This window comes from Frateuria sp. GZRR33, assembly GCF_051900425.1.
Lineage (GTDB): Bacteria > Pseudomonadota > Gammaproteobacteria > Xanthomonadales > Rhodanobacteraceae > Frateuria_A.
In genome coordinates this window covers 1-26,853 of record NZ_JBHZGK010000010.1, presented here as the reverse complement: position 1 = coordinate 26,853, position 26,853 = coordinate 1, and the positions used below count along the sequence as shown (strand labels likewise).

Sequence of the window (26,853 nt, the reverse complement as noted above, 5' to 3'; positions counted from 1 at the left end):
GGGATACATTCACCTTAGCGCATGCAGACCCGATGCCAAAACCGCGGCGCCCCACGAAACTCCCGAACTGCGACCTGTATCCGCCTGGCTACAATCGCCCATCCGACGCACGGAGCGCCCGCATGCCCGAGATCCTGATTGGTCGCAACGACACCGCCGACGTGTCTCTGGAATCGCGCTACGGCAACCGCCACGGCATGGTCGCCGGCGCCACCGGCACCGGCAAGTCCGTTTCGCTGATGGTGCTGGCCGAGGGCTTCTCGCGGCTGGGCGTGCCCTGCGTGCTGGCTGACGTGAAAGGCGACCTGGCCGGCCTCGCCCTGGCAGCAAGCGAACCCGGCGACAAGATCAAGGCGCGGCTGTCGAAACTCCGACTCGCCGACTGGCAGCCGCAGGCCAACCCGGTGATCTTCTGGGACCTCTACGGCAGGCAGGGCCACCCTCTGCGCACGACCGTCAGCGAGATGGGCCCCACCTTGCTCGGCCGCGTGCTGGAACTCAACGACACCCAGCAGGGCGTGCTGGAAATCGTGTTCAAGCTGGCCGACGACAACGGCTGGCTGCTGCTGGACCTGGCCGACCTGCGTGCGCTGCTCGCGTTCGCGGCGGAGAACACCAAGGACATCTCCGCCCATTACGGTCTGATCGGCAAGACCAGCATCGCCGCCATCCAGCGTGCGCTGCTGGCGCTGGAACAGGCCGGTGGCGAGAACTTCTTCGGCGAGCCCGCGCTCGAGCTGACCGACCTGATGCGCCAGGACATGAGCGGCCGCGGCGTGATCAACGTGCTGGCCGCCGACCAGCTGATCCTCAAGCCGCGCCTCTACACCACCTTCCTGCTGTGGCTGCTGTCGGAGCTGTTCGAGCAGATGCCGGAAGTGGGCGACCAGGACCTGCCCAGGCTGGTGTTCTTCTTCGACGAGGCGCACCTGCTGTTCGACGACTGCCCGCCCGCGCTGCGCCAGCGGGTGGAACAGGTGGTGCGGCTGATCCGTTCCAAGGGTGTGGGCGTGTACTTCTGCTCGCAGAACCCGAACGACGTGCCGGAAGACATCCTCGGCCAGCTCGGCAACCGCATCCAGCACGCACTGCGCGCCTTTACCCCGCGCGACCAGAAGGCCGTGCGCGCGGCCGCCGAGACCTTCGCACCCAACCCGAAACTCGACGTGGCCGAGGCGATCGGCCAGCTCGGCGTGGGCGAGGCGCTGGCCTCGACCTTGCGCGAGGGCGGCGTGCCCAGCCCGGTCGAACGGGTGCTGGTCACCACGCCACGCTGCCGGATCGGCGCCATCACCGAGGCAGAGCGGACGGCCGTACGCCAACGCTCTCCGGTGGGCGCCAAGTACGACACGGCCGTCAACCGCGACTCGGCCGAGGAAATGCTCGCGCGTCGCGCCGACAAAAAGGCGGTGGACGCCGACACGGTCGCCAGCGCACCCTCGCCCGGACAGGAGGATGGTGCCTGGGGTGGCGCCGTGCACGATGCGCTGTTCGGCACCAGGCGCCGCCAGGGCATGATCGAGACGATGGGCAAGCAGGTCGTGCGCACGATGGGTAGCCAGATCGGCCGGCAGATCCTGCGTGGCGTGCTGGGCGGCATCTTCGGCGGGAGCCGCTGATGCCGCATGTTGCCACCGTCGCCGTCGACACCCCGTTCGCCGAGCGGCTGCGGCAGGGCTTTGGCTACCCGCTGCGCGGCGCCGCGCTCGCTACCTGCGTGGCGCTGGCGCTGGCCCACTACGTGGCGTTGCTGCCCGCCTTCATCGGCCTGCTCGGCGGCGCGCTGGTGTGGACGGCGACCTGGCGCTATGCGGCCGACTGCATGCAGCACACGGCGCACGGTTACGCCGACCCGCCGGACGTCGGCATCGACGGCAGCGACGCCGCCGGCTGGGCGCTGACGGCAATCCACCTGTTCGCGGTCGCCTGCGGCGTGGTGGCGGCCGTGTTCTTTCCCTCGCTGCTGTGGCCGCTGGTGGTGGTGTTCGCGCTGATCCTGCCGGCGGTGGACATGACGCTCGCCTTCGATGCCAACCTCGCACTGGCGCTCAACCCCTTGCACCTTGCCCGGGTAATGGCCGGTTTCGGCGGCGCCTACCTGGTGCCGGTAGCGATCAACCTGTTGCTGGGCGTGCTGGTCGTGGTGGCGTCGCTGACCACGGCCATGCTTCCGCGCGTGCTGGCGGTGCCGCTGTTCGCCTTCACCTGCACCTATCTGGTCGTGCTGGCCTTCCATCTGATGGGCGGCATGCTGCACCAGCGCAGCGAGCATTTCGGTATCCAGGCGCATGCCGAGGCATTGGCCGCCGATGCGGGGCAGGACGAGGACAGCCGCCTCGCAACCCGTGCCCGCGAGCTGGCGGCCGCCGACCCGCAGGCTGCCTTGCGGCTGCTCGCCGGCCGGCTGCAGGACCGCGTTGCGCCGCCGGCGCTGCACGAGGCCTACCGGGAACTGATGCGGCAGCAGGACATGCGCGACGGCCTGCTGGTCCACGGACAGATCTGGATCGCCGCACTGCTGGCCGGCGGCGACGCGCGCAAGGCACTGCGACTGGTGCAGGAGTGCAGCGAGCTCGATCCGGCCTTCCTGCCTGACGATCCGGGCAATGCCGGCACGCTTGCCGAAGCGGCTGCACGGCACGGGATGAACCGGATGGCCGTGCAGTTGTGCCGCGGGTTCCTCAAGACCTGGCCGCATGACGTCCGTGCTGCGGCGTGCGCCCTGCTTGGCGCCAGGTTGCTCGCCGGTCCGCTGGGCCAACCGGTGGAAGCGCTGGTGCTGCTCGGGCGCCTGGGCGCACTGCCGGCGAACCATCCGCTGCTGCCGGACCTGGAGACCCTCACCGCGCAGCTGCGCCAGACGGCGGGGGCGGCATGAGCCGCTGGCGTCCACCCGCGCCCTCTTCCACGGCAATCGTCACGCGCGAGGGCTTCGAGCGGTTGAAGGCCGAACTCGATCATCTCTGGCACACGCTGCGCCCCGAGGTGGTCAAGGCACTGGCGGCCGCCGCGGCCGAGGGCGACCGCTCCGAGAACGCCGAATACACCTATCGCAAGAAGCAGCTCGGCGAGATCGACCGGCGCGTGCGCTACCTCAGCAAGCGCATTCCGATGCTCAAGGTCGCCGAGGGCGCGCCGGCCGACCGCGAGACCGTGTTCTTCGGCGCCTGCGTCACGCTGGAGAACGTCGATAGCGGCGACTCGGTCCGTTACCGCATCGTCGGCCCGGACGAAACGGACGCCAGACGCGGATGGATCAGCATCGATTCTCCGCTGGCGCGGGCGCTGATCAAGAAGAAACTCGACGACGAATTCGAAGCGGAATTGCCCGCCGGCCCCACCCGCTTTGCCGTGGTCGCAGTGGACTACACGTCCGGCTGAGAGCTGAGTGCCGCCAGCTCCTGTCCCACGTAGACGACCAGGAACAGGCCCAGCAGCACCAGGATCGCCGCCAGCAGCTTTTCGCCCACGGGCCCGGCGTAGTTCTCCATGCGTTCGTGCGCGATGTCCCGGCGGTTGCGCAGGAAGCGCGCCGAGGCGAGCAGGATGATCAGTGCGCCGAACACGATCAGCAGCAGGCCGACCCATTCGGTCAGGCGCAGGTGCATATGCAGCTTGTGCGCCGCGCGCGAGGCATTCTGCGAGGCGTAGGTGATGAACAGGTCGAAGCGTTCGACCAGGAAGCCGAAGGCCATCACCGCGATCGCCGTCCGTACCCAGGCCAGATAGGTTCGTTCGTTGGCGGCATGGTCGTTGAAGCGTGGGATCACGCGGGCGCTCCACCGTGCGGGAGCGCCACTGTGCCGGCAGGGGCGTCAAGGGGTCGTGGGGTCGGGAGTCGCGGGGTGGTCAGTCGCGTACTGGTGGCTTGCGTGGTGGCTGGCCCGCGCTCCGGTCGCCCCATCCGCCCTTCGGGCACCTTCCCCGGTGTCGGGGGAAGGCTCACACACCCGGAAACCGCGCTTGCCCCCTCGCCGCGTGGCGCGGGAGGCTCCCATCCGGAAACCGCGCTGGGTCCTTGCCGCGCGTGGTGGGGGAAGGCTCGCATCCGGAAACCGTGCCTTGATCCTTCCCCCGCTTGCAGGGGATGTGCTCGAAGGGCGGATGGGGGTTGCCGGAGAAGGATGCCCAGCTAAAACAGCAGGGGCGCCGGATACGCCCGCCCGGCCCGCAGCGGCCGGTAACACGCCGCCGTCCGATGGAACGCTTCGTTCGCGTTCCCCTCGTGCCATCCTGGAATCCCCGACAGCGGCAACGGCCGGAGCTCCTGCGGATCGCGCAACAGGCGCCCCTGCGCGATCGCTTGCGCCACCCGCTCGCAGGACGGCCCCTGCCCGATCACCGCGATCGCCTTGCCGACCAGCAGGCGGTCCGGCGTCAGCGCGTGTTCGAACAGCGCATGCCCGAACACCACCAGCTCCAGCGAACCGTCCAGCCACGCGTCGCGACGGCGCCAGAACAGGCCATGCCAGTCATGCGCATCCCACAGAGCCAGCAGCGCGGGATCGCGCAGCGCAAGAATCACGCCCGCCTCGTCGAAATGCGTCAGCGCGCACTGCGGACGGGTCCGGCTCTTCGGGCCGACCCGCGCGATCTCGATCACCTGCTGCGCGTTGAGCGCCCGCTTGAGCGGGGCGTGGTGAAGCCACGCCAGTGCGTTGAACAGGTCGTGCCAGTTGCGCTCGCGGGTGGCGATGACGCCGGTTTCGGCGATGCGTTGCTCGTAGTGGCGTCCGTCGGCCAGTAGCTCGGGCGTCTGCGCTGCGAAGCGTTCGCGCGCGCCGGCGGGCCAGCGCGCATTCAAGGCGTCGAGCGTGGGCCAGTCCGGTCCATCCAACAGATCCGCGGACCCGCACCAACCCGCCAACGGCGGCCGCCTGAACACGGCCGGGTCAATCGCCTCGCGCGCCGGCGCGACGTAGCGCATGGAGGGCTACACGACCTTCAGCAGTGGCTGCGCCAGGCGCGCGTGCAGGTCGTGCTCGTCCGCCGCTTCGACCACCACCTGCACGAACTGGCCCGGCTTGAGCGCCTGGCCGTCGGCGATGTGCACCACCCCGTCGATTTCCGGCGCGTCGGCCGCCGAGCGGGCCACCGCACCCCCGGGGCCAGCCTCGTCGACCAGCACGGTCAGCGTGCGGCCGAGCTTGCGTTGCAGCTTGGCCGCGGAGATCTCCGCCTGGACGGCCATGAAGCGCTCGAGGCGGTCCTCCTTGAGTCCCTCGGACACCGCGTCGGGCAACTCGTTTGCCCGGGCGCCCTCGACCGGCGAGTAGGCGAACGCGCCCACGCGATCGAGCTCGGCCTCGCGCAGGAAGGCGAGCAGCTCCTCGAACTCGGCGTCGGTCTCGCCGGGGAAGCCGACGATGAAGGTGCTGCGCAGGGTGATGTCCGGCACCGCCGCGCGCCAGTTGCGGATGCGCTCGAGCGTCCTGTCGATATTGCCGGGGCGCTTCATCAGCCTGAGGATGCGCGGGCTGGCGTGCTGGAACGGGATGTCCAGGTAGGGAAGGATCTTCCCCTCGGCCATCAGCGGCATCACCTCGTCCACGTGCGGGTACGGGTAGACATAGTGCAGGCGCGTCCACACGCCGAGCTCGGACAACCCCTGGCACAGCTCGGTCATCCGGGTACGGTAGGCCTTGCCACGCCACTCGCGTTCGGCGTACTTCAGGTCCACGCCGTAGGCGCTGGTGTCCTGAGAGATGACCAGCAGTTCCTTCACGCCGCCCTTGACCAGCTTCTCGGCTTCCAGCAGCACCTGATCGACCGGGCGCGACACCAGGTCGCCGCGCATCGAGGGGATGATGCAGAAGCTGCAGCGGTGATTGCAGCCTTCGGAAATCTTCAGATACGCGTAGTGCTTGGGCGTCAGCTTGATGCCGGTGTCCGGCATGAGGTCGAGCAACGGATTGCGCTGCGGGGGCAGGGCCGTGTGCACCGCGCTCATCACGCTGGCGTAGTCCTGCGGACCGCTGATCGAGAGCACTTCCGGATAGGCCTCGCGAATCAGCTCCGAGCGCTTGCCCAGGCAGCCGGTGACGATCACCTTGCCGTTCTCGTGCAGCGCCTCGCCGATGGCATCCAGCGACTCCTGCACCGCCGCGTCGATGAAGCCGCAAGTGTTGACCACCACCGCGTCCGCCGCCTGGTAGCTGGGTACGATCTCGTAGCCCTCGACCTTGAGCTGGGTGAGGATGCGCTCGGAATCGACCAGCGCCTTGGGGCAGCCGAGGCTGACGAAACCGATCTTGGGGGAAGCCTGCGACATGGGGTGCTACCGGGAGAGTGCTGGATAAACGGGCAATTATAAGGGAACGGGGGATGGTGAACGGCGAACGGCCGGATGCCACGTTCCCGAGCCTTCCCTGGCGTACCCGGGCGAAGGTGCCGACAGGCGGATGGGGGCGCTTTTGGGTGCGATGCACGGGGAGAGCCCTTCGCAAGACGCAAGCCACCGTCCACCGGCGGGCATCTTCGCGCCTGAATGGGGAAAGGGATCGAAACAGCCGCCTCGCCCCTTCAACATGACGACGACCGGCCCCGCGGCAATCTACTGCTCCGCATTCCGGTCCCCTGTCCCCTGCCCGATACAATCCGGCCCACTTACCGCATCCCACAGGAGCACCACCATGGGCCAGCCCATCAACATCCCTACCAGCGGCACGCAATGCATCGGCGGCTATGTGGCCAGGCCCGATGGCAAGCCCAAAGGCGGCGTGGTGGTGATCCAGGAGATCTTCGGCGTCACCGCGCACATCCGCGACGTGGCGGACCGCTTCGCGGCGGCCGGCTACACGGCGATCGCGCCGGCGTTCTTCGATCACCTGGAAACCGGCCTGGAGCTTGCCTACGACGATACCGGCATGCAGCGCGGCAAGGCGCTGGTCACCGAGCTGGGGCTGGAGCGTGCGGTGGAGGATGTCGCCAGCGCCGCCGAAGCGATCGCCTCGGCCGGGCGCATCGGCACGGTTGGCTACTGCTGGGGCGGTACCGTGGCGCTGCTCGCCGCGCTGCGGCTGGGGCTGCCCTCGGTGAGCTATTACGGCGCCCGCAACGTGCCCTTCCTCGGCGAGACACCCAAGGCGCCGGTGATGTTCCACTTCGGCGAACGTGACCGGAGTATCCCGCCCGAGGCGGTGGCCAGCCACCGCGAACGGCTGCCGCAGATGGAGGTCTTTACCTACCCGGCCGGGCACGCCTTCAACCGCGATCACGACCCGCACTATGACGAAGCCAGCGCCACGCTGGCCTGGCAGCGCACGCTGGCCTTCTTCGACAAGGAGCTGGCGGGCGCATGAGCGGCACCGGATTCGAGCTCGACCCGCGCCTGGCGGCCGATACCGTTCCCGTGGCGCGGCTGGACCTGTGCGAACTGCGCCTGATGAACGACGCGCGCTTTCCCTGGCTGGTGCTGGTGCCGCAACGCCCGGGACTGGTGGAGATCGCCGACCTGACGCCGTCGGAACGGACGCTGTTGTGGCACGAAACCGACCGCGCCGGCGCCGCCCTGCGTGCAGTGGCAACCTGCGACAAGCTCAACCTCGGCGCGCTGGGCAACATCGTGCGCCAGTTGCATGTGCATGTGGTGGCGCGGTGCGAGGGCGATGCCGCGTGGCCCGGGCCGGTGTGGGGCAGCGGCCCCACGCTTCCCTACGCGCAGGACAGGCGAAACGCCCTGCTCGATCGCCTGCGCGAGGCGCTGTCGCGCTGACAGGCCTGTAGAAACCCGCTTGCGGGTTTCTACAGGCAGCGCGGGCGCTTGGCTTCAGTACTGCTGGTCGGTACGACCCGATGCGTCCTTGCCTTCCAGTTCGTCGTTCATCTTGGCCGGAGCGTGGTAATCCTCCAGCGCACGTGCCTTGGTCTCGACCGGATTGATCTTCTTCAGTTCGCCGTCGTCGTCGTAATAAACGGCGAAGCCGTAGTCGAGCACCATGCGTGCCATGAATTGCAGATGCGCCTTGCGGATCTTCGAATCGTCGCTCGGCAGCAGCAGCACGGTCTTGGGCAGCTTGCCGACGTCCTTGAGGTAGGCGAAGTGGCTGCCGGTGTCGAGCGCCGAAAGCACCGCGCCGTCGACCAGGAACTGGCCGCTCTTGTAAGCCTTGAGGGTGGTATCGAACTCGTTCTGCGCCTTGGCCATGGCGGCCTGATCCTTGACGCTGTTGCCGTGGCAGCCGCCCAGCACCAGCAGGCTGCCCAGCAGGAGCGCGGCGCCAGCGCGGTGGAACATCGTGGTAAAGCGGGTCATGGGGATCTCCTGGGTCGAACCTGGAAACAGGCGCAGTGTAGCGCCGGGCAAAGGCGCACCGGCCGCTCCTGGCCGGCGCGATTCAGGCGGCCGCTCAGGTACGCGGCAGGGTCACGCCCTGCTGGCCCTGGTACTTGCCGCCACGGTCCTTGTAGCTGGTCTCGCACTCTTCGTCGGATTCGAGGAACAGCATCTGCGCGACGCCTTCGTTGGCGTAGATCTTGGCCGGCAACGGGGTGGTGTTGGAGAACTCGAGCGTCACATGGCCCTCCCACTCCGGCTCCAACGGCGTCACGTTGACGATGATGCCGCACCGCGCATAGGTGCTCTTGCCCAGGCAGATGGTGAGCACGTTGCGCGGGATGCGGAAATACTCCACGGTGCGCGCCAGCGCGAACGAATTGGGCGGGATGATGCACACGTCCGCCTGGATGTCGACGAAGCTCTCCGGATCGAACGCCTTGGGGTCCACGATCGTCGAGTTGATGTTGGTGAAGATCTTGAACTCGCGCGCGCAGCGCACGTCGTAGCCGTAGCTGGAGGTGCCGTAGGACACCAGCTTGTCGCCCCCGCGCATCTTCACCTGGCCTGGCTCGAACGGCTCGATCATGCCGTGCCCTTCGGCCATGCGGCGGATCCACTTGTCGGACTTGATGCTCACGCGGCGCTCCATCGGTCGCCCGGTCGCCGGGCGCAAAGCGGGGAAAATACACGGTTGGACGGCGCTGGCGCCAGCCTGGCCCGGTGGTTGGCGTGGCAGGTGCCAGCCTGGACACGGCGGTCGCGCACAGGTGCGCTCCTACAGGAAATCCACGATCAGCGGCAGCCAGCTGCAGGAGCGCACCTGTGCGCGATCGCCATCCCTGTCGCTACGCGGGTGCGCTGACGGCGAGCGCGCGTTGCAGTGCCAGCAGGAGCGAGTGCAGCTCGGCGCAGCGCTCCGGACTGGACAGCACCTCGTCACGACTGCAACCGGCGCCCGGCAGCGCCACGGTACCGCTGGCGCCGCCGAGTACCCGCGCCGACATCGTGCGCAGGATTTCCTCCAGCGCATCCTGCGCATGGTGCGAGCCGCGCCCGGACGCGTTGAGCAGCGCCACCGGCTTGCCGGGGAACTCCAGGCTGCCAACCAGCCAGTCGAGCAGGTTCTTGAAGGCGCCGGGGACGCCATGGGCGTATTCCGGGCAAGCGATCAGCAGCGCGTCGGCCTGACCGACCGCCTCGCGCAGGGCCAGCACTTCGGGCGGCAGGGCAAGCGCCTCGACGTCCGGGTTGAACAGCGGCAAAGCACCCAGGCCGCCGTAGAACACCAGGTCGAGCCCTGGCGGTGCCAGCGCCTGCGCCGCCAGCAACGCCGCCGTGTTGGCCGAGCGCCGGCGCAGGCTTCCCGAAAAGCACAGCACCCGCCTCCGGGTGGCGTTCATGCCGGCGGCGCGTTCTGCACCACGATCTTGCCCAGTCCCAGCGACTTGTTGCGCGGCTGGCGGGATAGCCGGCCGGCGGCATTGCGCGCGATCTCGCGGTAACGCGCGGCCAGGTCGGACTCGGGCATCGCCGCGACCGTGGGCGTGCCGCCATCGGCCTGTTCCCGGATGCGGATGTCCAGTGGCAGCGAGCCCAGGTATGGCACCGCGTACTGCCCGGCCATACGCGCGCCGCCGCCGGCCCCGAAGATGTGCTCCTCGTGGCCGCAGTTCGAGCAGACGTGGGTGGCCATGTTCTCGACCAGCCCCAGCACCGGCACCTCGACCTTCTCGAACATCTTCAGTGCCTTGACCGCGTCGAGCAGCGCGATGTCCTGCGGCGTGGTCACGATCACCGCGCCGGCCACCGGCACCTTCTGCGAGAGCGTGAGCTGGATGTCGCCGGTGCCGGGCGGCAAGTCGATCACCAGGTAATCGAGCATGTCCCAGCGGGTGTCGTTGAGCAGCTGCATCATCGCCTGGGTGACCATCGGGCCGCGCCAGATCATCGGCGTCTCCGGATCGACCAGGAAGCCGATCGACATCGCCTGCAGGCCGTGCGCTTCCATCGGCGTGATGCTTTTGCCGTCGGGCGAGTGTGGCTTGCCTTCGATGCCCAGCATGCGCGGCTGGCTGGGGCCGTAGATGTCCGCATCCAGCACGCCGACCCGCGCTCCCTCGGCCTTGAGCGCCAGCGCGAGGTTCGCCGACACCGTTGATTTGCCGACGCCGCCCTTGCCGGAGGCGACCACGATGATGTTCTTGACGTTCGCCAGCGGGGCCAGCACGCCCTGCACCTTGTGCGGCTGGATGCGGCTGGCGACCGACACGCTTGCCGTCTCGATCGCCGGATCGGCCTCCAGCGCCTGGCGCACGCGTTCGGCCGTCGTCCCGGCCACCGACGCGGCCGGATAGCCCAACTGGATGTCCACCGACACCCGCGCGCCGTCGACGCCCACCGCCCGCACTGCATCGGCGACCGGCGCGCCGGTGTGCGGGTCGGCCAGGTCGCCGAGCAGTTGGCGCACGCGCGCCTCGTTCACTTCGCTCATGGGGAAACTTCTAGGATTCGCAGGCCGCCCATTATGCCAGCCGCGGCCCCTGCCCCGGCTGATGCAGGTCAGCCGGCAGGCGTTGCGCAACGCAGCTTGACGGCCCCGCGCCGGCTCGCCAGTCTGCGCACCGTACGCTTTCGTACGGGAGGGCAACCATGAAGCAACTGTTCCGCCTGGCGCTGGCCGCCGGGCTGCTGTTCGGCAGCGCGGCCGTCTACGCCGCCAACGACACCCCGGTCGGTACCTGGAAGACCATCGACGACGCGACCGGCAAGCCCAAGTCGATCGTGCAGATCACCGAACAGAACGGCGAGCTGCAGGCCAAGGTGCTCAAGGTGCTGCAATCGGATGAAGGCCCGAACCCGCTCTGCCGCAAGTGCGAAGGCGAGCGCAAGGATCAGCCGGTCGAAGGCATGGTGATCATGTGGGGCGTGACCCGCGACGGCGACGCATGGGACGGCGGCAAGATCCTCGACCCGCACAACGGCAAGACCTACAAGGTCAAGCTGAGCATGCTCGACGGCGGACAGAAGCTCGACGTGCACGGCTACATCGGCTTCGCGCTGCTCGGCCGCAGCCAGGTGTGGGAACGGCAGGACTAAGGTGGTAACCCGGCAGGCGTCCGCTTGCGGGTGATGCCCCGGCACGCCCGCGAGAACGGCATCGCCCGCAAGCGGGCTCCTGCACGCGAGGTGGCCGATCAATCGAACGGCAGGTTGTCGATCAGCCGCGTGCTGCCGAGCCGCGCGGCGATCAGCGCCACCAGGCCCTGCCGCTCGTCGTCGCCTGGTTCGGAAAGGTCCTCGGCACGACGGATCACCGCGTAGTCCGGCTGGAAGCCTGCACGCTCCAGCGTCGAGGCCGCCACCTGTTCGATCACCTTGCGCGCGTGGCCTTTCTCCAGCAGCTCGCGCATCTTCAACAACATCTGGTGGATTTGCGGCGCCAATCCGCGTTCGGCCTCGGAGAGGTACTGGTTGCGCGAGCTGAGCGCCAGGCCGTCAGCCGCGCGCAGCGTGGGGGCCCCCAGCACCTTCAACGGCAGCGCCAGGTCACGCACCATCCGCTCGATCACCTTCAGTTGCTGGAAGTCCTTCTGGCCGAACACCGCCACGTCCGGCTGCACCAGGTTGAACAGCTTGCACACCACCGTGGCCACGCCATCGAAGTGGCCGGGACGATGCGCGCCTTCCAGGGTGTCGGTGACGCCGGGCACGTGCACGCTCACGCTCTGCTCCGCGCCGAACGGATAGATCGTCGCGACGTCGGGCGCAAAAAGCAGGTCGCAGTCCATCTCGGCAAGCCCGGCCTGGTCCTGCGCCAGGGTGCGGGGGTAGCGCTCGAAATCCTCGCCCGGGCCGAACTGGGTCGGGTTGACGAACACGCTCGCCACCACGCGATCGGCACGCGCGCGTGCCAGCTTGATCAGCGAGTGGTGGCCCTCGTGCAGGTTGCCCATGGTGGGGACGAAGCCCACCGTCTGGCCCTGGATCCGCCAGCCGCGGATGGCCGCGCGCAAACCGGCGGCGTCTTGCACTGTCTGCATGGCGTGCGTTCCCGAAAGGATCAGTCGAAGCAGTGTTCCGGCGCCGGGAAGGCGCCACTGCGTACATCGGCGGCAAACGCGGCAATGGCTTGGGCGACAGAATCGCGGCCGGCGAGAAAATCCTTGCTGAACTTGGGGCGCTTGCCCGGCGTGATGCCGAGCATGTCGTAGATCACGAGCACCTGGCCATCGCAATGAGGGCCGGCGCCAATGCCGATCACGGGGATCTCCACGGCGCGGGTCACCCGTTCGCCCAACGCGCTGGGCACGCCCTCGAGCACCAGCAGGTCGGCGCCGGCGGACTGCACGGCAAGCGCCTCTGCCAGCACGCGATCGGCCGCTTCCTGCTCGCGCCCCTGGATGCGGAAACCACCGAACTTGTGCACCGATTGCGGCGTGAGGCCAAGGTGAGCGCACACCGGCACCGCGCGTGCGTTCAACGTGGCGATGGCATCGAGGATGTGCGGTGCGGCGCCTTCGATCTTCACCGCCGCCGCGCCCGCCTCGCCGACCAGCCGCGCGGCCGCTTCGAGCGTATGCGCTACGTCGCGATCGGCCATGAACGGCAGATCGGCGACCAGCAGCGTGGAGGTCAACCCGCGCGCCACGGCGCGGGTGTGGTAGGCCATGTCATCGAGCGTCACCGGCAGCGTGCTGCGATGGCCCTGCACGACCATGCCGAGCGAATCGCCCACCAGTGCCACGTCCACCCCTGCCGCCTCGATCTGCCAGGCGAAGCTGGCGTCGTAGGCGGTGAGCATCACGATCCTGCGCCCCTGCGCCTTCATCGCGCGCAGGCCCGGCACGGTCACCGGCTTGCGGGCGGGAACGCTGGCGTTGTCCACGTACACGGCAGTTCCTTGGGGTGGTGAGCAGGCGATTATCCGGCCGTCGCGGGCGCAGGCCAAGCACGGGCTCTGGGCGGTCGGGTGTGCTTCAGCCCGGTCGGTACCTTGGTTGGGGCCACGGAACGACCCGTCTGCACCCCAGCCCTCCCCTTGAAACCGAGGGAGCCAAGCGTGCAGTGCCAGCGCCCTCGCCTTCATGGGAGGGCTCGTGTTGAATGGGTTTCCCGGCCATCCGCCTAGGGTTCGACCACGCACCCCGCGTGGTCGACGGCCGCGAGCAACGCTTCCACCCTGCCCTGCCCGGGCAACTCAAGGTCGGGCGCAAGCTCGGCCAGCGGCAACAGCACGAAGGCGCGCTCGGCGATGCGCGGGTGCGGCAGGGTGAGGCGCTGGTCCTCCAGCACCACGCCGTCCACGTGCAGCAGATCCAGGTCAAGCGTGCGCGGCCCCCAGCGCTCGCCATCGCGCACGCGACCGGCCGCGCGCTCGATCCCCAGCAGCGCATCGAGCAGGGCGTGCGGTCCGAGGGCGGTTTCCAGTGCCGCGACGGCATTGAGGAAGGGTGGCTGCTCGCGCAGCCCCCACGGCGGCGTGCGGTAGAAACGCGAGTGCGCCACCAGGCGCGTGTGCGGCAATGCGTCCAGCGCATCGAGCGCCTTGCGCAAGGCCGCGCGCGTGTCGCCCAGATTGCCGCCGAGCGCGACGAAAGCCCGCGTCATGCGCGTCGGGTCAGGCCGAGCCGGACTTGCCCGACGGCTTGCGCCGACGGCGCTTGCGCGGCGCCGTGCCGGGCGTGCCGGCCGGCACGGCCGAGCTGGCCGGCAGTGCCGCCGCCAGCACGTCCTGCGGCAGTTGCTGCGCGTGCGCCCACCATTGGCCGAGCTCGCGCAATGCCGGCGACTCGGCCGCGCGCAGCAGCAGGAAATCGAACGCAGCACGGAAGCGGGGATGCGCCATCAGCCTGAACACCCGCTTGCGCTGGATCTGTTCGAAGCGCGGCTGCAGCGACCAGATCTCTTCCATCGTGATGGTGAAGCGGCGCGGGATCGCGACCCGCTGGCACTGCTCGCCCACCACGTGCGCGGCGGCGCGCGCCCAGGCTTCGGTGCCATCCACGCCCTTGGCCATCCAGCCATGGGCGAGGTCGCGCACCTCGCCCCACAGCAGCACGGCGAACAGGAACGCCGGCGTCACCGACTTGCCTTCGGCGATGCGCTGGTCGGTGTTGGCCAGGCCCTGCTCGATCAGCGAGCGCAGCGCCTCGTCGCCACGCTTGAGCGCACGCGCGGTGGCCGGGAACAGGAACCTCAGCAGACCGCACTGCTCGAGCATGCGGAAGCTCTTCAGGCCGTTGCCGGCCAGGAACATCTTGAGCGATTCGTCGAACAGCCTGGCCGGCGCCGCGTCGCACAGCAGCGGGCCCAGCTCCTCGAACGGCGCGGACGCCTTCGGGTCGATGGTGAAACCGAGCTTGGCCGCCAACCTCGCCGCGCGCAGCATGCGCACCGGGTCTTCGCGGTAACGCGTGGCCGGATCGCCGATCAGGTGCAGCACGCGGTTCTGCAGGTCCGGCATGCCGCCGACGTAATCGCGGACCGAGAAGTCGCTGATGTCGTAGTAAAGCGCGTTGACGCGGAAGTCGCGACGCACTGCATCTTCCTCGATCGAGCCCCACACGTTGTCGCGCACGATCAGGCCATCGACGATGTGGCGATCGCCCTCGGCCGCGTCGTCCTCGCCGGTGCCGCGGAAGGTGGCCACTTCGATGATCTCCGGCCCGAACACCACGTGCGCCAGGCGGAAGCGCCGGCCGATCAGGCGGCAGTTGCGGAACAGTTTCTTGACCTCGTCCGGCGTGGCGTTGGTGGCCACGTCGAAGTCCTTCGGATGGCCACCCAGCAGCAGGTCGCGCACGGCGCCGCCTACCAGGAAGGCGTCGTAGCCGGCATCGTGCAGGCGGTAAAGCACGCGCAGCGCGGCCTTGCTGATGTTCTTGCGGGAGATCACGTGCTGCTCGCGGGGAACGATTGCGGGCACGGGCGTGACGGAAGTCCTTGCTTCTGGGTTCAAGCGGTCTGGGTCCTTGGCGGCGCACGGCGCCGATGCACAAATCGCCGCGCAACGCGCTGCGGTCCGTCCGCGCGGCGGCTTCGGGTGCCGGCGCGGTTGTTCCGGACGGCGCGCGAAGAACTCTTCACGAGGCATTGCCGGGCGAAACAATTTCGCTATACTAGCGCGCCTCGCAGCTCTGCGCTCCCTTCGTCTAGTGGCCTAGGACACCGCCCTCTCAAGGCGGGAACACGAGTTCGAACCTCGTAGGGAGCGCCATTTATTCGTGCAATCGTCCACGATTGCCGCAGTCGGGCCAGCGAGCGGCAACTTGTAGTTTGGCCATCTCCGGCCAGATCAGAAGCGGCCATCCATGGCCGCACTCTTCACAAGAGCCGCGCCCTGGCTGGTAATCTCAGAGCCGCCTGGCGTACTTCTCTACAAGCCGACCAAAGCCGCTCCCATGACCTTCGTCGTTACCGACAACTGCATCAAGTGCAAGTACACCGATTGCGTCGAGGTCTGTCCGGTCGATGCCTTCCATGAAGGCCCGAATTTCCTGGTGATCAATCCGGACGAGTGCATCGACTGCACCCTGTGCGAGCCGGAGTGCCCGATCAATGCGATCTACCCGGAGGACGACGTGCCTGCCGGGCAGGAGCAGTTCGTGGCGATCAATGCCGAGCTGTCGCGCGACTGGCCGGTGATCACCGAGCGCAAGGACGGCTTGCCGGATGCCAAGGAATGGGAAGGCAAGCCGGACAAGCTCAAGCTGCTGGAGCGCTGAGCTGTCTGCAAGCTTGTCGGATCAACGCCGCCTCCGGGCGGCGTTTTCGTGTTGGTCGCACTGCCTGGCAGGAGCCCCACTCGCGGGCGATGCCTTTCCTGCACGATGCCAGGAGCATCGCCCGCCGTGCGCTCCGACATGGAGCGGGTGCGGACGTAAAAACGCCGCCCGGAGGCGGCGTCTGTTTCCACGGATGAACCGGCATCAACCGCCGAGCTTCGCCTTCAACGTATCGACCACCTTGGCCACCGCGGCGGCCTGCCCCTGCGCCCGCACTTCGCTGGCATTGCCGCCGCTGGCGGTGACGCTCACCTGCACCTGGTGCGCCGCCTTGCCGGCAGTGGCGGCATCGCCCTTGCCGTTGCGATGGAACAGCCGGCCGAAGAAGCCGCGCTTCTTGGCCGGCGTGGCAGTCACATTGACGGTATAGTTATGCGCGGCGTCGTCCTTCGCGGTGACCTGGCCCACGTCACCCAGCACTTCGCCCACCCGGCGATAGGTGTTCTCCGCGCTGTCGGAGAGCATGAAGCCGTCGGCGATCGTGCCGCCGATGCCGCCGACGTCGGCGGTGGCACCCTCGGAGGTCGGGTTGTTTGCCCCCGGCGGCGGGATCACCAGCGCTTCGCTCGCCGGCGGCGTGTCCAGGCCCGGCGGGATCTCCAGCGGCGATTCCTGGCGTGCGGTTTCCCAGGCCTTGTGCGAGCGGAGCATGCCGCAACCGGAAAGCAGCAGGCCGCTCAGGGCCAGGACCGGCAGGGTGACGACGAGCGAGCTTTTCTTCATGGAATGTTTTCCGAAAAAGGGTTCAAGCCGCAGCCGGAAGATCAGGCGACGGCCACCAAGGATGCCAGAGCGGACAGCGCTTCGTGCAGGCGCCTGCGATCGGGGCCGTCGGCCAGTTCGACCAGCGGCAGCCGCGGCTGCGCCGAGCCGAGCCCCAGCGCCGGCAGCATGGCCTTCACCGCGATCGGGTTGGGCGCACAGTTGAGCGCCTGCACCAGCGGATCGAGCCGGTCGTGCGCGCGCCCGGTCGCTTCGCGGTCGCCCGCCGTGGCTGCGTCGCACAGCGCGCGGAACGCCTGCGGCACCAGGTTGACCACCACCGAAACGGTACCGGCCGCGCCGGCCAGCATGGCCTTGCCCGCCGTGCCGTCGTCGCCCGACAGGTAGACGAAATCCGCGCACGCAAGTTCCGCAAGCGCGTGGATGCGCTCCTCGCTGGCGACCGCTTCCTTGATGCCGAGGATGGCCGGATGGTCACGCAAGTGCGCGACGGTCTCCGGCAGCAGGTCGCAGGCGGTGCGCGTGGGGACGTTGTAGAGCAGCACCGGCAGGTCGCCGCGCTCGGCCACCTCCAGGAAATGCCGGCGCAAGCCCTCCTGGGTCGGGCGAACGTAGTAGGGCGCGACTACCAGCGCCGCGTCGGCACCCAGCGAAGCGGCACGACGGGTCTGCATCACGGTGCGTGCCGTGCCCGCCTCGCCCGTGCCGGCGATGACCGGCACGCGGCCGGCGACGCGCTCGACCGCGAAGGCCAGCAAGCGGTCGAATTCGTGATGCTCGAGCATGTGCGCCTCGCCGGTCGACCCGGCGACCACCACCGCCTGCGTGCCCCCGGCGAGCTGGTAGTCGAGCAGCCGCCCGAAGGCCGGCAGGTCGAGCGAGCCATCGGCGGCAAACGGTGTCGCCAGCGCGCAGATGCTTCCACGAATGTCCAAGACGCGATCCCGGCCTGAAGGCAAGCGGAGGATGTTACTGGCGCCCCGTTCACAGGGGAAGGGACGGGCGGCGTGGCGGAGCAGGTCACGCCTCACCCCGAGCGGAGCCCGCCTCTGCGTGGCGATTTTTCCGGAGCGTCCTGAGCTAAGCTTCCCCGGTTACCAAAGGTGGCCTCCCCTTGAATCGTCCCTCCGCGCGCGCCGGCAACGACAATCAGCTGCTGATCCACACGCTCACCCCGGCGTCGCGCACGCCGCTGCTCACGCTGACCAAGCGAATCGCCGACGCCGGCTGCAGCCTGGCCGACGCGCGCGTGTCCACCATCGGCAACGACACCTCGCTGGTGATGCTCGCCGCCGGCGCGTGGGACGCCATCGCCAAGCTGGAAACGGCGCTGGCCAAGCTCGGCCGCGACGAGGAGCTGCGCCTGTCGCACTACCGCACCGGCCCGCGCGAGCAGAACGCTTCGTTGCTGCCCTACCTGGTCGAAGTGGTGGCGGCCGACCGCCCCGGCATCCTGGTGAAGGTGGTGGAGTTCTTCAGCCGCCACGACATCCGCGTCGAACAGCTGAGCTCGATGCGCTACCAGGCGATGCAGACCGGCGCGCAGATGTTCCAGGCGCAGATCACCATCGGCATTCCGTCCCAGATCCACCTCGCCACCTTGCGCGACGATTTCCTGGAGCTCTGCGACGGGCTCAACCTCGACGCGATCATGGACCCGGTGAAGTTTTAGGTTCCGGAAAACTCCGCCGCGCACTCAGTCGCATCGACAGTCCGGGGTCGCGCGTAGGGTGGGCTTCAGCCCGCCACCGCTCCACGGAACGCGTGCCGGTGGGTTGAAGCCCACCCTACGGAAAGAAGGCGTGCGGGAGTGATGACCCGCGCGATCGCGCGCAGCCGCGTCGCCTCGGGAAGTGCCAAGCATCGCGCGAGACGGCTTCGTCGACAACCCTGTTGCATGCCAGCCCGGGCGCGCTAGTCTTCGCCCCAAGGCGCGCGGTGCGCCTGTCCCTCGACCGACCTCGCGGAGACCCCATGCCCGAAATCGGCAAACCGATTCCCCCCCTGATCGGCACCACTGGCGACGACACCGAGCTGGAACTTTCCGAACTCGAAGGCCGCTGGGTGGTGATCTACTTCTACCCGAAGGATTCTACCCCCGGTTGCACCACGGAGGCGCAGGACTTCCGCGACCTCTACGAGGACTTCAGGAAACGCAACGCCGAAATCGTCGGCGTCTCGCGCGACTCGGTGACCTCGCACGCCAACTTCGCCGACAAGCAGGCCCTGCCCTTCCCGCTGATCGCCGACACCGATGAAACCTGGTGCAAGGCGTTCGACGTGATCCACGAGAAGATGCTCTACGGCAAGACCCACCTGGGCATCGTGCGCAGCACCTTCCTGATCGATCCCAAGGGCCATCTCGCGCAGGAATGGCGCGGCGTAAAAGTCCCGGGCCATGCCCAGGCCGTACTGGACGCCATTCCCGCCAAGTGAAGCCCCTCCAGACCTACGAGCGTTCCCTTTGCACGGTGCTTGACCGTGTCATCCGGCGGCCTGTGACCCTTCGGTCCAGGCCGCTTTTCTTTGGTCCGACGACAAGCGAGGCCCCTTCCGCATGACCGGAAGCAAGCGTATCTACGCACTCGACACCAATGTGCTGCTGCACGACCCCACCTCGCTGTTCCGTTTCGAGGAACACGACGTGTTCATTCCCATGACCGTGCTGGAGGAGCTGGACGAAAAGAAGAAGGGTGGGTCCGAAGTTTCGCGCAACGGTCGCCAGGTCAGCCGCTTCATCAACGAACTGATCGAGCGCGGCAACGGGCACGGCATCAGCAACGGGCTGGACCTGTCCAACCCCCAGGGCGTGAGCCTCAAGCGCGGCCAGGCGGTGGGCAAGCTGTACTTCCAGCAGCGCGCCACCAACGGGCACGGCAAGGCGGACAACCTGATCCTCGCGGCGGTGATCGAGCTGCGCGACCAGAACCCGGACCGCTCGGTGATCCTGGTCACCAAGGACATCAACCTGCGCATCAAGGCCAAGATCTACGGCCTCGACGCGGAGGATTACGAGAACGACCGCGCGCTCGACGACTTCGCGCTGCTCTACACCGGCTCGACCGGGCTGCCGGACGATTTCTGGGATCGCCATCCGGAGGTGCAGTCCTGGTCCGAGCGCGGCCGCACCTTCTACAAGGTCGACCGTCGCGAGGGCGAGGACTGGTACCCCAACCAGTGCCTGTTCCTGCCGGGCGACAACAGCGTGGAACTGCGCGTGCTGCAGGTCGACGAGCAGCACGCCACGCTGGTGTTGCTGGACGACCACAGCCATCCCAACCACAGCGTCTGGGGCATCGCCGCGCGCAACCGCGAACAGAACTTCGCGCTCAACGTGCTGATGGATCCGGACGTCGACTTCGTCACCCTGCTAGGCACCGCCGGCACCGGCAAGACCCTGCTGGCACTCGCCGCCGGCCTTGCGCAGGTGATGGACCAGCAGCGCTACCGCGAAATCATCATGACCCGCGCCACGGTCTCGGTCGGCGAGGACATCGGCTTCCTGCCCGGCACGGAGGAAGAGAAGATGACGCCGTGGATGGGCGCGCTCACCGACAACCTCGAGGTGCTCGCCAATCCCGAGGAAGGCGGCTCGTGGGGTCGCCAGGCGACCAACGACCTGCTGGCCTCGCGCATCAAGATCCGCTCGCTCAACTTCATGCGCGGGCGCACCTTCCTCTCGCGCTACCTGATCATCGACGAGGCGCAGAACCTCACGCCCAAGCAGATGAAGACGCTGATCACCCGAGCCGGCCCCGGCACCAAGATCGTCTGCCTCGGCAACGTCGAACAGATCGACACGCCCTACCTCACCGAGACGACCTCGGGTCTGACCTACGCGGTGGACCGCTTCAAGAACTGGGAACACTCGGCACACATCACGCTTCGACGTGGCGAACGGTCGCGGCTCGCCGACTTCGCCTCCGAAGCGCTTTGACCACCGGCGGCCCCGCCGTCCGGCCCGCGACCGTGTCGTAGCGCACCCTGTGCGCGACCGCGACGGCCTGGACGCCCCGCGATCGCGCACAGGGATGCGGCAAGGAAGCCGCCGCCCCCTGCCGCAACGCCGCAAGCGGCACCCAGGCACCCGCCTGCCTGTTCACGCGGGCTGCGCACCGTTTGGCCCATAACAGCGCCTCCCCGGGCGCTGCGCAAGCATGCTGCAGCGCAAAAATACGCTACAGTATGGACATGACCATCCAGCCCGCCATCGACTTCGCCAGCCCCACCCGCAGCACCCCGCTGCCACCACGAACCAGCCAGCGATTCGCCCGCGCCGAGGCCTTGCCGACGACCGGCGAGCCGGTCGTCACACGCGACGGCCGTGTGCTGCACCTGCGGCCGATCGAGCCCGGCGACGTGGCCGCCCTGCGCCGCTGTTTCACTCGCCTGCCGGCCGAAGACATCCGGCGACGGTTCATGCACACGCTGACCGAACTCCCCGAACCGATGGCGCACCGGTTGTGCCACATCGATGAGGAAACCGAAGCGGCGTTCGTGCTGATCGACGACAACGTATCGCCCGCGGAACTACGCGGCGTCGGCCGCGTGTTCATCGACGCGGCGACGGACACCGCGGAATTCTCCGTGCTGGTCGAACGCGAATGGACGCGCCTGGGCTTGGGCGCCGAACTGATGCGCCGGCTGGTCGCCACCTGCCGCGAGCGCGGCCTGGCCGAGCTTTGGGGCTACGTGCTGGTGGAAAACCGTCCGATGCTGCGTCTGTGCAGCGAGCTGGGCTTCACCTCGCGCATGGTGCCGGACGAACCGGGCGTGGCGCAGATCACTTTGCGCCTGTGATGGGGTGCTGAGGCACGCTTTCGCCCGCTCGGCTTCGGCCGCTCGCGGGGAAAGGATCTTGCGTGAAGTCAGCGAGTGAGCCTTCCCCCGTTCCACGGGGGAAGGTGCCCGAAGGGCGGATGGGCGCCACCCGGAGCGCGTACCGCCCGCCGCGTTAAACTCCTCCGCTTTCCCCGCGCAGCCTAACGCCGCGCGACAAGCGACCCCGATGCCCCAGATTCCCCACCCGCCCCTCCCCACCACCCCGAAGCAGCGCCGCTTCTGGACGCCGCCGCACGGCTCCTCGCGCGCCCTGCTGATCGCCGAAGCCGCGCGCGACCACGATGGCCTGCTGGTGGCCGTCACGCGCGACACCCAGCGGGCCTCCGCGCTGGAGGACGAGCTGCGCCTCTTCGCCGGTGACCTGCCGGTACTGCATTTCCCCGATTGGGAAACGCTGCCCTACGACATCTTCAGCCCGCATCCGGAGATCGTCTCCCAGCGCATCGCCACGCTCTATCGCCTGCCGGGCGTCACCCGCGGGGTGCTCGTGGTGCCCGTAGCGACCCTGATGCAGCGCATCGCGCCGCGCTCGCACATCACCGGCTCCGGCCTGGTCGTATCCAAAGGCCAGAAACTGGACCTCGCCGCCGAGCAGCGGCGCCTGGAAGCGGCCGGCTACCGCCACGTGCCACAGGTGGCCGAGCCTGGCGACTACGCCGTGCGCGGCGCACTGATCGACATCTTCCCGATGGGAACCGCCGAGCCGTACCGCGTCGAACTGTTCGACGACGAGGTCGACTCCATCCGCAGCTTCGATCCGGAAACCCAGCGCTCGCAGCAGCCGGTGGACAAGGTGGAACTGCTGCCCGCGCGCGAGTTCCCGCTCACCGAGGAGGCAGCCAAGGATTTTCGCACCGCCCTGCGCGAGCGCTTCCCGATCGACATCCGCCGCTGCCCGCTCTACCAGGACATGAAGGAAGGCGTGACGCCCGGCGGCATCGAGTACTACCTGCCGCTGTTCTTCAAGCAGACCGCCACGCTGTTCGACTACCTGGGCGAGGGTGCGCTGTTCGTGCTGGGCGAAGGCGCCGGCGAGGCCTCCGACCAGTTCTGGACCAGCACCGCCGAGCGCTACGACCAGCGCGCGCACGACATCGAGCGACCGGTGCTGCCGCCGACCGAGCTCTACCTCTCGCCGGAGCAATTGCGCGAACAGCTCAACCGCCGCCTGCGCGTGGAAGTGGTCCCCTCCGGCCACGAACACGCCGTCGACTCCGGCACCCTGCCCGCGCCCGAGGTGCCGCTCAACCGCAAGGGCGAGGAGCCGGGCACCTCGCTGCGACATTTCCTGGAAAGCTATCCCGGCCGCGTGCTGATCGCGGCGGATTCGGCCGGGCGCCGCGAAGCCCTGGCCGAAACGCTGGCCGCCGCGGGCCTCAAACCCGACGCGGTCGACGGCTGGAACGGCTTCCTCCAGACCAGCGCAACGCGCCTGGCCATCACTGTCGCTCCGCTTGAACAGGGCTTCGCGCTCAAGCAGCCCACGCTCACCGTGCTCACCGAGCGCGAGCTCTACGGCGAGCGCGTCCGCACCGACCGCAAGCGCCGCCGTGGCGCCGCGCGCGACCCGGACGCGATCATCCGCGACCTCACCGAACTCTCGGTCGGCGCGCCGATCGTGCACGTCGACCACGGCGTGGGCCGCTATCAGGGCCTGGTGTCGATGGAACTGGGCGGCATGGAGGGTGAGTTCCTGGTCATCGAGTACGCCAAGGGCGACAAGCTCTACGTGCCGGTGGCGCAACTGGGCCTGGTCAGCCGCTACTCCGGCACTGCGCCGGAGCTGGCACCGTTGCATTCGCTCGGCGGCGATGCTTGGGAACGCGCGCGCAAGAAAGCCGCCGAGAAGGTGCGCGACGTCGCCGCCGAGCTGCTCGCCATCTACGCCCAGCGCGAGGCCCGCGGCGGCGAATCGATCAACATCGATCGCGGCATGGTCGAGGAATTCGGCACCAGCTTCCCGTTCGAGGAAACGCCCGACCAGGAGCAGGCGATCGACGCGGTGCTGCAGGACCTGGCCGCGCCGCGCGCGATGGACCGCGTGATCTGCGGCGACGTGGGCTTCGGCAAGACCGAGGTCGCGCTGCGCGCAGCCTTCGCCGCGGCGACCGCCGGCAAACAGGTGGCCGTGCTGGTGCCCACCACCCTGCTCGCCCAGCAGCACTACCGCAACTTCGCCGACCGCTTCGCCGACTGGCCGGTGAAGGTCGACGTGCTCTCGCGCTTCAAGTCGTCCAAGGAAGTCACCGAGGCGCTAAAGCGCCTGGCCGACGGGCAGATCGACGTCATCGTCGGCACGCATAAGCTGCTGCAGCCGGATATCAAGTTCAAGAACCTGGGCCTGGTGATCGTCGACGAGGAGCAGCGCTTCGGCGTGCGCCAGAAGGAGCAGCTCAAGAAGCTGCGCGCCGAGGTCGACCTGCTCACGATGACCGCCACGCCGATTCCGCGCACGCTCAACATGGCGATGGCCGGGCTGCGTGACCTCTCGCTGATCACCACGCCGCCGGCGCACCGCATGGCGGTGCGCACCTTCATCAGCGTGTGGGACCCGGCGACCATCCGCGAGGCGTTCCAGCGCGAGCTTTCGCGCGGCGGCCAGGTGTATTTCCTGCACAACGAAGTGGAGTCGATCGAGCGCACCGCGCGCGAGCTGCAGGAGCTCATCCCCGAGGCGCGCATCGGCATCGCCCACGGCCAGATGCCCGAGCGCGAGCTGGAACGCGTGATGGCCGATTTCCACCGCCAGCGCTTCAACGTGCTGGTGTGCACGACCATCATCGAGACCGGCATCGATATCCCGACCGCCAACACCATCATCATCAACCGCGCCGACCGCTTCGGCCTGGCCCAGCTGCACCAGCTGCGCGGTCGCGTCGGCCGCTCGCACCACCGCGCCTACGCCTACCTGATCGTGCCCGACCGCAAGGCGATCACGGCCGATGCCGAAAAGCGCCTGGAAGCTCTCGCCTCGCTCGAGGAACTGGGCGCCGGCTTCACCCTGGCCACGCACGACCTGGAGATCCGCGGCGCCGGCGAGCTGCTCGGCGAGGAGCAATCCGGCCAGATCCAGGAGATCGGCTTCGGCCTCTATACCGAGCTCCTCGATCGCGCCGTGCGCGCCTTGAGGAGCGGCAAGTTGCCCGACTTCGACCTCTCCTCCGAACACGAGACGGAAGTCGAACTGCACCTGCCGGCACTGATCCCGGACGACTACCTGCCCGACGTCCACACGCGCCTGACCCTCTACAAGCGTATCGCCAGCGCGAAGAACGAGGACCACCTGCGCGACCTGCAGGTGGAAATGATCGACCGCTTCGGCCTGCTGCCGGAACCGGCCAAAGCGCTGTTCGCGCTGTCGAGCCTCAAGCTGATGGCCACCCCGCTGGGCATCCGCAAGCTCGATCTGGGCGCCAACGGGGGCCGCATCACCTTCCGCGACAAGCCCGAGATCGAGCCGATGGCCATCATCCGCCTGATCCAGAGCCAGCCGCGCGTCTACAAACTCGATGGCCAGGACAAGCTGAAGATCACCCTGGACCTGCCCGGCGCCGCCGAACGCATCCGCGCCGCCCAGGAAGTCCTCGTCCAGCTCGGCGCACGCCGCCCTGCCTGACGCACCTGCTCCTTCTCCCCTCCGGGGCGACGGCTGGGGTGAGAGGTCGGGGCTCGCGGCCTCCCGAGCCTATCCGCGATCCAACGGACTCACGACTCCGCGCCCGCCCCGATTGAGCACATGCGTGTAGATCTGGGTGGTCGACACATCGGCATGCCCCAGCAACTCCTGGATCGTGCGCAGGTCATACCCATCCTCCAGCAGATGCGTGGCAAACGAATGCCGCAACGTATGGCAGGTCGCCGGCTTGGCCAGCCCCGCCCGCATCCGCGCCTGTTTGACCGCCCGTTGCAGGCGCGACTCGTCCAGGTGATGCCGCCGCTCATGACCGTCGCGCGGATCATGGCTGCGCACCGACGCCGGGAACACGTACTGCCAGCCCCACTCGGCGGCAGCCCGCGGATACTTGCGCGCCAGCGCATCGGGCAGCCAGACCCGGCCGAATCCCGCCTGCAGGTCACGCTGGTGGATGCGCCTGGCTTCCTCCAATTGCGCCTGCAGCGGATCGACCAGGCCGGCAGGCAGCATGGTGCGACGATCCTTGCCGCCCTTGCCCTGCCTCACGACCAGCTCGCCCTTGCCGAAGTCCACGTCCTTCACCCGCAAGCGGACGCACTCCATGAGTCGCAACCCCGCGCCATACAGCAGACCGGCCATCAGCCAGGGCGTGCCCGTGAGCTCGTCCAGCAATGCCGTCACCTCCGGGCGCGTGAGGACGACCGGCAGTCGCTGCGGTTTCTTCGCCCGCTCGATGCCATCCAGCCAAGGCAGTTCCACGCCAAGCACCTGCTTGTAGAGAAACAGCAAGGCGGATAACGCCTGATTCTGGGTCGACGCAGAAACGCAGCCGTCCACCGCCAGCCGGGTCAGGAACCGCTCGATCTCCGGCGCCCCCATGTCCGAGGGATGCCGCTTGTCGTTCGCCAGGATGAACCGACGGATCCATCCGACGTACGCCTCTTCGGTCCTTCGTGCCATTCCCAGACGCCGGATCCGTGCACGCACCTGCTCCAGCAACCGTGGTTGTCGCCCGGATTCCACGCTTGCGACGCCGTCCACCTCGTGAAAGGATGCCATCAGTCCACTCCGGCAAAGGCTGCCAGATTAGGCCGCCGGATTAGGCTGCAAGAAGACGGGCAAGGCATTGATGGATGTGGGTAAGGGGCCACGCGGCACGTAGGCGAGCACCCGTTAGGCCGCGAGATTACACCGCGAATCGAAATCTACTTTGAGTTAGGCCCTTGCTTGGCACCACTTCCGCAAGGTTCGCTTCGGCCGTGCCTTTGCCAGCTTGCAGGTCTCGGCCCGTCAAGCCTGCCTTTGCAGCGCTGCCGCAAGCCCCGGGCATCCAAAGCTGGTAGCGTTGCCCTCGGTGGGGTTCACGTCTCACGCCAGGCCCGGCAAAGCTCGCTCAGCCATGGCGCGGCGCAAGCCCCTAACTCTTCGTCCAAGCGGACACGCGTACCGCGTGCCGCTTAACTCAAGCGTTAGGCTCCAAATTGAAACTAAAGGTAGCGATTGCAGAGTTGGGAGAAATTCCGCGGCCACTTGGCGTGGCTGCGGCAGCTTCGATCGTTCTCAGTGTGGTTTTGCTACTCACTGCCATCATT

The 26,853-nt window shown here is 68.2% G+C and carries 26 protein-coding genes and 1 tRNA gene; 13 read left to right on the top strand and 14 right to left on the bottom strand.

From position 1 onward, the window contains the following. Positions 1 to 122: 122 nt before the first annotated feature. From ACFWZU_RS12980 to greB, 3 genes are read left to right on the top strand one after another with little or no spacing between them, the layout of a single operon-like run. Positions 123 to 1,619, top strand: coding sequence for a helicase HerA-like domain-containing protein (locus ACFWZU_RS12980; protein ID WP_439701965.1), 1,497 nt, complete (start codon positions 123 to 125; stop codon positions 1,617 to 1,619). Then, on the top strand, positions 1,619 to 2,878 hold the full coding sequence (locus ACFWZU_RS12975; protein ID WP_439701964.1) for a hypothetical protein: 1,260 nt from the start codon (positions 1,619 to 1,621) through the stop codon (positions 2,876 to 2,878). Before ACFWZU_RS12980 ends, ACFWZU_RS12975 begins: the two co-directional genes overlap by 1 nt. Then, complete coding sequence (gene greB / locus ACFWZU_RS12970; protein ID WP_439701963.1) at positions 2,875 to 3,381, top strand: transcription elongation factor GreB; 507 nt, start codon at positions 2,875 to 2,877, stop codon at positions 3,379 to 3,381. Before ACFWZU_RS12975 ends, greB begins: the two co-directional genes overlap by 4 nt. Here greB and ACFWZU_RS12965 read toward each other — a convergent pair. The 3 genes from ACFWZU_RS12965 to rimO all read right to left on the bottom strand — a co-directional run bounded on the left by ACFWZU_RS12965 (position 3,366) and on the right by rimO (position 6,271). Further along, on the bottom strand, positions 3,366 to 3,770 hold the full coding sequence (locus ACFWZU_RS12965) for a YidH family protein (RefSeq protein WP_439701962.1): 405 nt from the start codon (positions 3,768 to 3,770) through the stop codon (positions 3,366 to 3,368). The two genes, greB and ACFWZU_RS12965, sit on opposite strands and share 16 nt — an antisense overlap. Before the next feature lie 362 nt (positions 3,771 to 4,132). Beyond that, positions 4,133 to 4,927 carry a DUF3025 domain-containing protein gene (locus tag ACFWZU_RS12960; protein WP_439701961.1) on the bottom strand — a complete coding sequence of 265 codons (795 nt, stop codon included), beginning with the start codon at positions 4,925 to 4,927 and terminating at the stop codon, positions 4,133 to 4,135. A 6-nt stretch (positions 4,928 to 4,933) separates the two neighbouring features. Continuing rightward, positions 4,934 to 6,271 (bottom strand): 30S ribosomal protein S12 methylthiotransferase RimO, encoded by a 1,338-nt coding sequence (gene rimO / locus ACFWZU_RS12955; RefSeq protein WP_439701960.1) that lies wholly within the window; start codon positions 6,269 to 6,271, stop codon positions 4,934 to 4,936. Between the two features lie 361 nt (positions 6,272 to 6,632). Here rimO and ACFWZU_RS12950 point away from each other — a divergent pair, with 361 nt between their 5' ends. After that, positions 6,633 to 7,301: a dienelactone hydrolase family protein gene (locus ACFWZU_RS12950; RefSeq protein WP_439701959.1), complete on the top strand. Its 669-nt coding sequence runs from the start codon at positions 6,633 to 6,635 to the stop codon at positions 7,299 to 7,301. Continuing rightward, complete coding sequence (locus ACFWZU_RS12945; RefSeq protein WP_439701958.1) at positions 7,298 to 7,714, top strand: HIT domain-containing protein; 417 nt, start codon at positions 7,298 to 7,300, stop codon at positions 7,712 to 7,714. Before ACFWZU_RS12950 ends, ACFWZU_RS12945 begins: the two co-directional genes overlap by 4 nt. A gap of 54 nt (positions 7,715 to 7,768) precedes the next feature. Here ACFWZU_RS12945 and ACFWZU_RS12940 read toward each other — a convergent pair whose 3' ends face one another. The 4 genes from ACFWZU_RS12940 to apbC form a co-directional block, all read right to left on the bottom strand. Further along, on the bottom strand, positions 7,769 to 8,254 hold the full coding sequence (locus ACFWZU_RS12940) for a hypothetical protein (RefSeq protein WP_439701957.1): 486 nt from the start codon (positions 8,252 to 8,254) through the stop codon (positions 7,769 to 7,771). A 94-nt stretch (positions 8,255 to 8,348) separates the two neighbouring features. Further along, positions 8,349 to 8,915, bottom strand: a complete 567-nt coding sequence (gene dcd, locus ACFWZU_RS12935; RefSeq protein WP_439701956.1) for a dCTP deaminase — start codon at positions 8,913 to 8,915, stop codon at positions 8,349 to 8,351. A gap of 208 nt (positions 8,916 to 9,123) precedes the next feature. Beyond that, a complete protein-coding gene (locus tag ACFWZU_RS12930; RefSeq protein WP_439701955.1) occupies positions 9,124 to 9,678 on the bottom strand; it encodes an NADPH-dependent FMN reductase in 555 nt (184 codons plus the stop codon). Further along, the gene (gene apbC / locus ACFWZU_RS12925; RefSeq protein ID WP_439701954.1) at positions 9,675 to 10,769 is read right to left on the bottom strand and encodes an iron-sulfur cluster carrier protein ApbC; all 1,095 of its coding nucleotides are present in this window, start codon (positions 10,767 to 10,769) and stop codon (positions 9,675 to 9,677) included. Before apbC ends, ACFWZU_RS12930 begins: the two co-directional genes overlap by 4 nt. A 158-nt stretch (positions 10,770 to 10,927) precedes the next feature. Here apbC and ACFWZU_RS12920 point away from each other — a divergent pair, with 158 nt between their 5' ends. Then, positions 10,928 to 11,374, top strand: coding sequence for a DUF2147 domain-containing protein (locus tag ACFWZU_RS12920; RefSeq protein ID WP_439701953.1), 447 nt, complete (start codon positions 10,928 to 10,930; stop codon positions 11,372 to 11,374). Between the two features lie 98 nt (positions 11,375 to 11,472). Here ACFWZU_RS12920 and panC read toward each other — a convergent pair whose 3' ends face one another. The 4 genes from panC to pcnB form a co-directional block, all read right to left on the bottom strand. Continuing rightward, a complete protein-coding gene (panC, locus tag ACFWZU_RS12915; RefSeq protein WP_439701952.1) occupies positions 11,473 to 12,318 on the bottom strand; it encodes a pantoate--beta-alanine ligase in 846 nt (281 codons plus the stop codon). A gap of 20 nt (positions 12,319 to 12,338) precedes the next feature. Next, positions 12,339 to 13,169, bottom strand: a complete 831-nt coding sequence (gene panB, locus ACFWZU_RS12910) for a 3-methyl-2-oxobutanoate hydroxymethyltransferase (RefSeq protein ID WP_439701951.1) — start codon at positions 13,167 to 13,169, stop codon at positions 12,339 to 12,341. Between the two features lie 233 nt (positions 13,170 to 13,402). Next, positions 13,403 to 13,885 (bottom strand): 2-amino-4-hydroxy-6-hydroxymethyldihydropteridine diphosphokinase, encoded by a 483-nt coding sequence (gene folK, locus ACFWZU_RS12905; RefSeq protein WP_439701950.1) that lies wholly within the window; start codon positions 13,883 to 13,885, stop codon positions 13,403 to 13,405. A 10-nt stretch (positions 13,886 to 13,895) separates the two neighbouring features. After that, positions 13,896 to 15,236 (bottom strand): polynucleotide adenylyltransferase PcnB, encoded by a 1,341-nt coding sequence (pcnB, locus tag ACFWZU_RS12900; protein ID WP_439701949.1) that lies wholly within the window; start codon positions 15,234 to 15,236, stop codon positions 13,896 to 13,898. A 182-nt stretch (positions 15,237 to 15,418) separates the two neighbouring features. On the opposite strand from pcnB, the gene ACFWZU_RS12895 reads away from it, so the two are divergent. Next, positions 15,419 to 15,494: transfer RNA gene (locus ACFWZU_RS12895), tRNA-Glu, on the top strand. Between the two features lie 184 nt (positions 15,495 to 15,678). Continuing rightward, a complete protein-coding gene (gene fdxA / locus ACFWZU_RS12890) occupies positions 15,679 to 16,002 on the top strand; it encodes a ferredoxin FdxA (RefSeq protein WP_209622623.1) in 324 nt (107 codons plus the stop codon). A gap of 204 nt (positions 16,003 to 16,206) precedes the next feature. Here the strand turns inward: fdxA and ACFWZU_RS12885 are convergent, their stop codons facing one another. Both ACFWZU_RS12885 and dapA read right to left on the bottom strand, forming a co-directional pair. Then, positions 16,207 to 16,785 carry a hypothetical protein gene (locus tag ACFWZU_RS12885; RefSeq protein ID WP_439701948.1) on the bottom strand — a complete coding sequence of 193 codons (579 nt, stop codon included), beginning with the start codon at positions 16,783 to 16,785 and terminating at the stop codon, positions 16,207 to 16,209. A 41-nt stretch (positions 16,786 to 16,826) separates the two neighbouring features. Then, positions 16,827 to 17,720 (bottom strand): 4-hydroxy-tetrahydrodipicolinate synthase, encoded by an 894-nt coding sequence (dapA, locus tag ACFWZU_RS12880; RefSeq protein ID WP_439701947.1) that lies wholly within the window; start codon positions 17,718 to 17,720, stop codon positions 16,827 to 16,829. 179 nt (positions 17,721 to 17,899) lie between these two features. On the opposite strand from dapA, the gene ACFWZU_RS12875 reads away from it, so the two are divergent. From ACFWZU_RS12875 to mfd, 5 genes are all read left to right on the top strand, one after another. Beyond that, positions 17,900 to 18,457 (top strand): glycine cleavage system protein R, encoded by a 558-nt coding sequence (locus ACFWZU_RS12875; protein ID WP_439701946.1) that lies wholly within the window; start codon positions 17,900 to 17,902, stop codon positions 18,455 to 18,457. Between the two features lie 302 nt (positions 18,458 to 18,759). Then, entirely contained in the window at positions 18,760 to 19,221 is a 462-nt protein-coding gene (locus ACFWZU_RS12870) for a peroxiredoxin (RefSeq protein WP_439701945.1), read from the top strand. A 121-nt stretch (positions 19,222 to 19,342) separates the two neighbouring features. Then, positions 19,343 to 20,722: a PhoH family protein gene (locus ACFWZU_RS12865; RefSeq protein WP_439701944.1), complete on the top strand. Its 1,380-nt coding sequence runs from the start codon at positions 19,343 to 19,345 to the stop codon at positions 20,720 to 20,722. A gap of 260 nt (positions 20,723 to 20,982) precedes the next feature. Then, positions 20,983 to 21,585 (top strand): GNAT family N-acetyltransferase, encoded by a 603-nt coding sequence (locus ACFWZU_RS12860; RefSeq protein ID WP_439702043.1) that lies wholly within the window; start codon positions 20,983 to 20,985, stop codon positions 21,583 to 21,585. Between the two features lie 208 nt (positions 21,586 to 21,793). Then, positions 21,794 to 25,243, top strand: coding sequence for a transcription-repair coupling factor (gene mfd, locus ACFWZU_RS12855; RefSeq protein WP_439701943.1), 3,450 nt, complete (start codon positions 21,794 to 21,796; stop codon positions 25,241 to 25,243). Positions 25,244 to 25,312: 69 nt separating this feature from the next. Here mfd and ACFWZU_RS12850 read toward each other — a convergent pair whose 3' ends face one another. Then, positions 25,313 to 26,320 (bottom strand): integron integrase, encoded by a 1,008-nt coding sequence (locus tag ACFWZU_RS12850; protein WP_439701942.1) that lies wholly within the window; start codon positions 26,318 to 26,320, stop codon positions 25,313 to 25,315. Between the last annotated feature and the right edge of the window lie 533 nt (positions 26,321 to 26,853).